The following is a 7,176-nucleotide window of genomic DNA, read 5'->3' as shown; positions in this document are numbered from 1 at the left end:
GACAACTCCAACTCCGACAACTCCAACTCCGACAAGTCCGACTCCGACAAGTCCAACGCCGACAAGTCCAACGCCGACAACTCCGACTCCGACAACTCCGACTCCGACAACTCCAACGCCGACAACTCCGACTCCGACAAGTCCGACTCCGACAACTCCAACGCCGACAACTCCGACTCCGACAAGTCCGACTCCGACAAGTCCGACTCCGACAAGTCCGACTCCGACAAGTCCGACTCCGACAACTCCAACGCCGACAACTCCGACTCCGACAAGTCCGACTCCGACAACTCCAACGCCGACAAGTCCGACTCCGACAAGTCCGACTCCGACAAGTCCAACGCCGACAACTCCGACTCCGACAAGTCCGACTCCGACAACTCCAACGCCGACAAGTCCGACTCCCACGGGAACTCCGACTCCAACTCCCACGGGAACTCCGACTCCCACGGAAACTCCGACTCCCACGGGCACTCCAACTCCCACGGGCACTCCAACTCCCACGGGAACTCCAACTCCCACGGGAACTCCAACCCCCACGGACACTCCAACTCCCACGGGAACTCCAACTCCCACGGAAACTCCGACTCCCACGGGCACTCCAACTCCCACGGACACTCCAACTCCCACGGGCACTCCAACTCCCACGGACACTCCAACTCCCACGGGAACTCCGACTCCGACTCCAACCGGAACTCCGACTCCCACGGAAACTCCAACCCCAACCGGAACTCCAACTCCGACTCCCACGGAAACTCCCACTCCCACGGGTACTCCGACTCCCACGGAAACTCCAACCCCTACGGGTACTCCAACCCCCACGGGAACTCCGACTCCAACCGGAACTCCGACTCCCACGGAAACTCCAACTCCCACGGAAACTCCAACTCCCACGGAAACTCCAACTCCCACGGGAACTCCGACTCCCACGGAAACTCCGACTCCCACGGAAACTCCGACTCCCACGGAAACTCCAACTCCCACGGAAACTCCAACTCCCACGGAAACTCCGACTCCAACGGGAACTCCGACTCCAACCGGAACTCCAACTCCCATCGGAACTCCGACTCCAACCGGAACTCCGACTCCAACCGGAACTCCAACTCCCATCGGAACTCCGACTCCCACGGGAACTCCAACCCCAACCGGAACTCCGACTCCCACCGGAACTCCGACTCCCACCGGAATTCCTGTTGACTCTGACAGCGTTCAAGGGGGCGATACCGATTGCATTTGCGAACAGATTACCCTACCCGCGATCAGTTCGATTCCGGGCCCGAATTCTGTCGATCGCACTTTCAATGGCACTGACGGCGACGACTTCCTCATCGGCAGCAATCTCAACGACGTTATCAGCGGTTTCAACGGCGACGACGTTCTGCTGGGCGAAAAAGGCAACGACAATATTTACGGGGGACTGCCCACCAATATCCCCCTTGGCCCGAATGCAGACAAAGACTTGCTGTTTGGCGGCAATGGCAATGATTACCTCAACGGCAATGCGGGCGAAGATCGCATTTTCGGGGGTAAGGGCGATGATGTGGCGATCGGCGGCAAAGACGATGACTTGATTTGGGGCGACAAGGGCAATGACACTCTAGTTGGGGCTCAGGGTAACGACAGCTTGTTTGGAGGCAGTTTTGACCCGTCTAGCCTTGACTCGACTGGACGCGATTTGCTCTTTGGCGGTGCTGGCAACGACTTCTTGAACGGGGGAGATGCTGCGGATACTCTAAGCGGCGAAGAGGGCAACGATACTGTTTACGGCGGCAAGGGCAATGACGTTGTGGTGGGGGGTACTGGCAACGATCTGCTGTTGGGCGATCGCGGCAGTGATAGCATTTGTGGCGACGATGGGGACGATACTATTTTCGGAGACAGTGCGATCGACTTTAACGGCGAGCCTGATTCCCTGTGCGGTGGTGCTGGCAATGATTTGATGTTGGGCAACGGCGGTAGTGACAAGCTATGCGGCGAGGATGGTAACGATACTCTCTATGGCGGTAAAGGCGACGATTGTCTGATTGGCGGTTTGGGCAATGATATTCTCAGCGGCGGCATTGGGCGCGATCGCTTTGTTTTAACAGCAGGTGAAGGCAGCGATATAATTACTGATTTCACAAAAGGTGAAGATTTGCTCGTGTTAGCGGGTGGTCTAACTTTTGGTCAACTTAGTATTACCCAAAACGCTAATGCAGCTTTCATCAGGATTGGTCAGAATGGTCAATTGTTGGCTGCTTTAAATGGAGTGCAAGCTAGTGCGATAGGTGTGAATGATTTTACCATCTTCGGGTAAGCACTACATAATCCGCCCTGTCTGGCGTGAGTGCCGAGCCTGGTCGAGCGAAGTCCTTCAAATGCTTGCAATCTCGTAGTTTGTAGCTGCGCGCTGCCCTCAAACACTGTATTGGTGCGATCGGCTTTACCCGATCCTACCGACGGGCGATCGGCAATCAACCTAGTTTATTGCCGATCGTCTGTTAACAGAAAAAGATTTAACGATCGCAGGTTTCGAGATTTCAAGCGTTTGAGAGCGTTCTTCACCACGAAGATTCTCTCTGGTATTGCACCAGTTTCTCGTTTCCGGGCTCGGCTTTGTATTTAAACCGGAACCAAAGTCGGTTCCAAAGTTGCCACTAATTTTAGATTGTACTCATCTTCAAAACACGGTTTTTTGTAATCCAAACTCCAGAGTTCCAGAGCGCAATTGTCTTCGGGATTGAGCGGTTGCAGCCGCAAATGAAACTCTCGAACTTCCGGGCGGTGTTCGCATTTAAAATCAGAAATTGCGCCAATCTGCCGCCTGTCCAAAGCCACAGCCAACCGCAGAAAAGGATGCAATTTACTGACGAGTTCCCGGTATTTTTTCGGAAGAATTACAAAATTATCGTGCTTTTTTTTCGGAGGATTTTTCCGGTGATAGCGAGCTAAGTTCGCAATTACTTCAATCTCTGTTTCAGTGTATCCTAATAACTCACCGTTGCGAATTAAATAGTAAGAATGCTTGTGGTGCGCTGAATGACTGACGTACAAACCGCAGTTGTGCAGAATCGCGGCAGCCCACAGCAACTCGCGTTCTTCGGTTCCCCAATAGTGTAGAATTCCTTGAGTTTGGTCGAAGAAATTGAGCGCAAATGCTGCGGTTCTTTCGCTTTGTTCTAAATTGACTTGATATTTCTCAGCCATGTGCAGAATGCTGCGCTGGCGGATTGAACCTTGATAGCGCAAGCGGTTCTCAATTAAACCGTGTGCCAGCATCCAGTCAACAATTACGCCTTCTCTCAGAGAGCGATCGCACACAGTCAGGGATTCAATTCCTAATAGTGTCATCGCTTCCTGCAAAATCATAGATCCTGCTAGAATAATTTCCGCCCGCTTGTCTGACATTCCCGGTATTGCCAACCTTTCGGCATAAGAAAGTTTGCGAAAGCGATTGACTAAATCGCGTAAATCTTTTAAACTTAACTGATATCCGGCTAGGGGATTCGGCACTGTTCCCAACTTTTCGCGAGCGTTAATGGCAGCCAGAGTTTCGATGGTTCCAGCAGTGCCAATCAAGCGCAAAGGTTCGCCCGCATTGAAGTGAGAGCGCAATTCGTCGATCGGTCTTTCCAGCGAAATCCGAATATAAGCTTGCAAATAAGCAAACTCCTCCCTGCTAATCGGGTCAGTTTTGACAAATTGTCCTGTTAAGCGAACAGCACCAATTTTTGTACTGGTGAGACAGCGAGGCTCAGAACTGTCTCCTAAAATCAACTCCGTAGAACCCCCCCCAATATCAATAATTACCTGCGACTGATTGTTAAATTCCATACCCGAAAGAACACCGAGATAAATTCTCCGCGCTTCTTCTTGACCAGAAATTAAACTCACATCTAGGTCTAATTCTGCAGCAACTTGTTTGAGAAAATCCCGCCCGTTAGGAGCTTCCCGAACCGCACTCGTAGCAACAGCGATAATTTGTTCAGCATTGAAAGTTTTAGCAATATCTTGAAAACGGCGCAGAGTGGCGATCGCCCTTTCCATAACCTCGGGCTTCAAGCAGCCTGTCTTAACCTCACAATCGCCCAACCGAACCGTATCTTTTTCTCTAGCAATAATCGTAAACGCGGGCAATTTCGGATCGATCCGCGCCACCACCATGTGAAATGAGTTAGTACCCATATCAATAGCAGCAATAATGCGATTTGACTCCGCAGAAGCAAGTGAATTAACCATTGGAGTATCGGGGTTGACAGATATTTATGATTATTTCACGAATCCAGTTAGGCATTCTATTAAATTAGCAAAAATCGGGAACTGCTGACTGGGCAAGACTTTCACCTGTTTTAAATTCCGATAGAAGTATGCTCGCCAGCAGAGATAGTAAGTGATTGTGCCTAAAATTTGATAAAATCTAGAGTTAAAAATATCAAATCTAGAATTGAAATGCTGAAAGAGCCCGATCGCCAACCCGAATCCACATTGCTAACCGTCGTGAGGCTTTTGAGATGGGACAAACCAGCAGGAAGGCTCATTTTAATGATTCCAGCCCTCTGGGCCGTCTTTTTAGCAGCAGACGGGAGGCCACCCGCAGCATTGGTGGGCGTGATTGTGTTGGGAACCCTAGCCACGAGTGCGGCTGGATGCGTCATCAACGACTTATGGGATCGCGATATCGATCCCGAAGTAGAAAGAACGCGATCGCGCCCGCTAGCATCCCGCGCCCTCACGGTGCAAACTGGAATAGGAGTTGCATTAATTTCCTTTGCTTGTGCGGCAATTCTCGCTTTTTATCTCAATCCTTTAAGTTTCTGGCTGTGCGTGGCCGCCGTACCAGTAATTATCTGCTATCCGCTGGCAAAAAGATTCTTTCCAGTGCCGCAATTAGTGTTATCAATTGCTTGGGGTTTTGCCGTTTTAATTAGTTGGAGCGCCGCCGTTGACGAATTAGAATTAGCGACTTGGCTGCTGTGGGGTGCAGTCGTGTTTTGGACGATGGGATTTGATACAGTTTATGCGATGAGCGATCGGGAAGACGATTTGCGTTTGGGGGTGAATTCCAGCGCGATATTTTTCGGGGATAATGCCGCTAATGCTGTGGGTTTTTTCTTTGTTGGTACTGTCGGTTTGTTAGCGGCGATGGGGATTAATTTACACTTGCACATTGGTTTTTGGTTGGCAATTATTGCGGCGGCGATTTTGTGGTTTTTGCAGTACAGTCAACTGCGGAATGCGGATATTCCTAAGCTTGTTTACGGTCAAATCTTTCGCCAAAATGTTTGGGTGGGGTTTGTCATATTGGCGGGGATGATTGTTGGGGAGATTTTTTAATAGATATCTCCAATAATTATTGTGGAACAGGCATCTTGCCTGTTCAAAAAGTAATATTAGTAATTATTGTCAGGTGGAAAAACGCCAAATCTTAATAGTTCTGTCTCGGCTACCACTGATGAGAGTTTCTCCGTCAGGACTCAAGGCAAGGCAATAAACAGTGTCTGAATGTCCTAGAGTGTGAATCGCTTCTCCGGTAAATAAATCCCAAATTCTAATAGTGCGATCGGCACTACCGCTGGCGAGATATTTCCCATCAGGACTAAAGGCAACAGCGTGAACATCATCCGTATGTCCTGTCAAGTTGCTTTTGAGTTCTCCACTGCTTAAACGCCACAGTTTAATCGGTTGCTTGACACCGCCACTGGCGAGAGTTTGTCCATCGTGACTGAAGGTGACACTATAAACAATGTTGTCGCTAAAGAAAGAACGAGGCCAACCAATAGGGCCGTCACCAGGGCCGTTTAAATTGCGGATTTCTCTGCCTGTGTTAAGATTCCAAAGCTTGATATTGCTATCGAAACTTCCACTAGCCATTATATTGCCGTCGGGAGCGATCGCAACGTCGTGAACTGCCCAAACATGACCTCTGAGAGTGTGTCGCAATTCCCCGGTTTCCAGGTTCCAAACTTTTACGGTACTGTCAGCGTGGTGTCCGCTGACTAAAGTTTTGCCATTAGGAGTTAGGGCGATTGACCATACAGAAAGAACCACCCAATCATCGCCTTTGAGAGTGCGTTTTAGTTGCCAGCTTTGAGTATCCCACAATTTAATAGTACCGTCGGGATTGGCGCTGCTACTGGCAAGAGTTTTTCCGTCGCTGCTGAAAGTAACGCAAGTCACGCCGCCAGAATGTTCCGTGAGATTTTCCAGGAGTTCTCCTGTTGTCAGGTTCCATACTTTAATCGTTTGATCTAGACTGCAACTAGCGAAAATTTGACCGTCTGGGTGAATAGCGACTGATTTAATAATGTCTGAATGATCTGTGAGAGTATGTTCGGTTTTCCAAGTTTTTTTAACTTCCTGAAATCCATCTTGGAATTTTGCTTCTGTTTTACTGAAAAAACATTGCCAATTCGGAGGTTCTACAGCGGGATTTTGGCAAATTATGGGCAACCAAGTCGCCCCCGGAAATTCCTTGTCTAGACCTTCTGTATCCAAACGTTCCCGTGCTTTTCGTGCTGCTAAATATAAAGTTTCTCCACTTGAGTACGCCGTCAGAAAATATTTCAAAAACTCTTGAGCAATCCGATCGGGTACAGGTTCCCGCATCACAATAACTAGCGGAATGTGCAAATCAGCTAAATTTTCTGCTAACTTCAAACCATCACAGGAATTAAAAATAGCCAACTGCAAGCCGTTTTTTATAGCGCAGCGCAAACCGTGCTTCAAATCTAGCAGGGTGAGTGTTTCATCGGAATTGATAGCAAGATTGCCACTGTTACTATCACTCCAACTGTGACCAGCAAAAAATAAGATATCCCAGTTTTGCTCCCAAAGGCTATCGCTTAATTGTTTCCGTCGAGGTTCGGGAAGAAAAAGTGGTTCTGTCTTAGGTAAACTTTTGAGAAACTTCTGATCGACTTGAACATCAATTCCTTGGCTACAACCCAAAATTGATAATATTTTTATGTTAGACTTTCCTCTTGACGCTGTAACAATTCTGGGAATTTCTGTATTTTCCGGGGGGCTGAGGACAATTTCAGAATTGGTGTATGTATCCGCAAATAAATCCCATTCCTGCCAAGGAATTTTTTTCAGAAACTCATCTTTGGTTTGAATGAATGTAAGGATTCAGGTCTGAAATTCGGGAATGAGGTCAGGCATAGGAAAGTAGTCACAAGAATGGGCAGAAAGAGCCTC

The 7,176-nt window shown here is 48.8% G+C and carries 5 protein-coding genes and 1 pseudogene; 3 read left to right on the top strand and 3 right to left on the bottom strand.

What is annotated here, in order from left to right:
* Positions 1-365 (bottom strand): pentapeptide repeat-containing protein (locus tag QT990_RS35885; protein ID WP_445305450.1); only part of this gene is annotated, 365 nt, incomplete at its 3' end.
* A 125-nt stretch (positions 366-490) separates the two neighbouring features.
* On the opposite strand from QT990_RS35885, the pseudogene QT990_RS25080 reads away from it, so the two are divergent.
* Positions 491-2,296: pseudogene (locus QT990_RS25080) on the top strand (calcium-binding protein); the annotation flags it as partial.
* A gap of 30 nt (positions 2,297-2,326) precedes the next feature.
* Positions 2,327-2,605 carry a hypothetical protein gene (locus QT990_RS25075; RefSeq protein ID WP_333144966.1) on the top strand — a complete coding sequence of 93 codons (279 nt, stop codon included), beginning with the start codon at positions 2,327-2,329 and terminating at the stop codon, positions 2,603-2,605.
* Here the strand turns inward: QT990_RS25075 and QT990_RS25070 are convergent.
* Positions 2,602-4,218, bottom strand: a complete 1,617-nt coding sequence (locus QT990_RS25070; protein ID WP_333144967.1) for a Ppx/GppA phosphatase family protein — start codon at positions 4,216-4,218, stop codon at positions 2,602-2,604. The two genes, QT990_RS25075 and QT990_RS25070, sit on opposite strands and share 4 nt — an antisense overlap.
* A 210-nt stretch (positions 4,219-4,428) precedes the next feature.
* Between QT990_RS25070 and QT990_RS25065 the strand changes: the two genes are divergently transcribed.
* Positions 4,429-5,313 (top strand): 4-hydroxybenzoate solanesyltransferase, encoded by an 885-nt coding sequence (locus QT990_RS25065; protein WP_333144968.1) that lies wholly within the window; start codon positions 4,429-4,431, stop codon positions 5,311-5,313.
* Between the two features lie 69 nt (positions 5,314-5,382).
* Here QT990_RS25065 and QT990_RS25060 read toward each other — a convergent pair whose 3' ends face one another.
* The gene (locus QT990_RS25060; protein WP_333144969.1) at positions 5,383-6,927 is read right to left on the bottom strand and encodes a WD40 domain-containing protein; all 1,545 of its coding nucleotides are present in this window, start codon (positions 6,925-6,927) and stop codon (positions 5,383-5,385) included.
* Positions 6,928-7,176: the final 249 nt, after the last annotated feature.

This window comes from Microcoleus sp. T3_B1 (assembly GCF_036700445.1).
In the GTDB taxonomy this organism is placed as follows: Bacteria; Cyanobacteriota; Cyanobacteriia; order Cyanobacteriales; family Microcoleaceae; genus Microcoleus.
The sequence above is the reverse complement of the archived record's forward strand: the minus strand, read 5'-3'. Positions and strand labels throughout refer to the sequence as shown.